This is a genomic window from Methylomonas lenta (assembly GCF_001644015.1).
Classification (GTDB): Bacteria; Pseudomonadota; Gammaproteobacteria; order Methylococcales; family Methylomonadaceae; genus Methylomonas; species Methylomonas lenta.
Genome location: NZ_LUUI01000071.1, coordinates 1 through 1,710 on the forward strand (window position 1 = coordinate 1; position 1,710 = coordinate 1,710).

Annotated in this window: 2 protein-coding genes; both read left to right on the plus strand. The window is 54.4% G+C overall.

Annotated features, from left to right (window positions below):
- Positions 1-124 precede the first annotated feature (124 nt).
- Positions 125-1,102, plus strand: coding sequence for an HlyD family secretion protein (locus tag A1359_RS04685; protein ID WP_232322115.1), 978 nt, complete (start codon positions 125-127; stop codon positions 1,100-1,102).
- A 108-nt stretch (positions 1,103-1,210) separates the two neighbouring features.
- Positions 1,211-1,710: MFS transporter (locus tag A1359_RS04690; protein WP_232322116.1), on the plus strand; the 500-nt coding region annotated here is incomplete at its 3' end.

Sequence of the window (1,710 nt, forward strand, 5' to 3'; positions counted from 1 at the left end):
GGAATAAATTCGTTGCATTGCAGTGAAGTTAATGATTATACTAAACCACACCGTTTAGTTAAGCAAATAAAAATTTATGTCTCTCCATCTATCCAAAAAAACCCTAATAGTCTCTTTGCTGCTCATGGCCGTAACCGCAGCTGGCATCGTCTATTGGCTGAAAGCGATCCATCCTTTCGAGACTACTGACAACGCCTATCTGAAGGCGCATATCAGCTTGATTAGCTCCAAGGAGACCGGGTATGTCAAGGAGGTGTTGTTCGTGGATAACCAGAAGGTGAAGCCAGGCGACCTGCTGGTGGTGATCGATGATCATGACTTTAAGGCCCGTGTCGCCGAGGCCGAAGCCCAGGTGCTAATGGAAACAGCGCACATCCAGACTCTGGAAGCTAACAAACTCACCCAAAACGCCAAAATACGCGAGGAGGCGGCGAATATCGCTGCTGCCAATGCCGACCTGGATCGCGCCGGCAAGGATTTGAAGCGTTACGGCAATCTCGCCCAGGAGGGGGCTATTTCCGCGCAATCTCATGATAGCGCCCAATCTACTTATACCCAGGCATCCGCCCATCGGGATAAATTCAGTTCGGCCGTGCAGGGAGCGAAAAGCGAATTGGCTGCTCTGGATGCGCAGATCGAGGAGTCCAGCGCCCGTATCAAAGCTGCCGAAGCCGCTCTGGAGCAGGCCCGCATCGACTTGGGGAATACCCGTATCGTAGCGCCAATGGCTGGCGTCATCGGCAATCGCAGCGTGCAGGTCGGGCAATTGGTCAAACCCGGTAATGCACTCGGCTTTCTGATTCCGGACGATGGCCTATTCGTGGAAGCGAACTTCAAGGAAACCCAGATCGCCCGGATGCGACCGGGGCAAGCGGTGGAGATTCATGTTGATGCTTACCCCGATGAGGTTTTCGAAGGTTCGCTGGACAGTTTCGCACCCGCGTCCGGTTCGGAATTCAGTTTGTTACCGTCGGAAAACGCCACCGGTAATTTCACCAAGATCGTGCGCCGGGTGCCGGTGAAAATTCTGTTCCGGCCGGACACTGATTTAAGCCGCCTGAGACCGGGGCTATCCACGGAAATTAAGGTTAGGGTAAGGTAGCGTAACATGATGGAAACCACAGAGGTTGCCCCCAAAGACGCGCTGGAGAGTCATGCCGGCGCGACTGAAAAGCCGCTCACCCCGCAACAATGGATCGGCTTTTTCGGCATGGTGTTCGGCATTTTCATGGCGATTCTCGATATCCAGATCGTCGCCAGCTCCATGCAACAAATACAGGCAGGATTGGCGGCGACCCGCGACGAAATCGCCTGGGTGCAAACCGCTTATTTGATTGCCGAAGTGGTGATCATCCCTCTGTCCGGCTGGCTGGCCCGGGCGCTGTCGACCCGTTACCTATTCGTGCTGTCTTGCGGCGGCTTTACGCTGATGAGCCTGTTTGTCGCCTTGTCCTGGAATCTACCCTCGATGATCGTTTTTCGAACCCTTCAGGGCTTGTTTGGCGGCGCGATGATCCCCACAGTGTTTGCGGTGATCTACACGATGTTCCCGAAGCGTTTGCAACCGTCCATGTTTATCGTCGTCGGCTTGGTGGTGACTGTCGCACCTACGGCGGGGCCTGTGCTGGGCGGTTATCTTACCGAAGCATTTTCCTGGAAAGCGCTGTTTCTGATCAATCTGCTGCCGGGTTTTTTGGTGTGTCTGAGCAC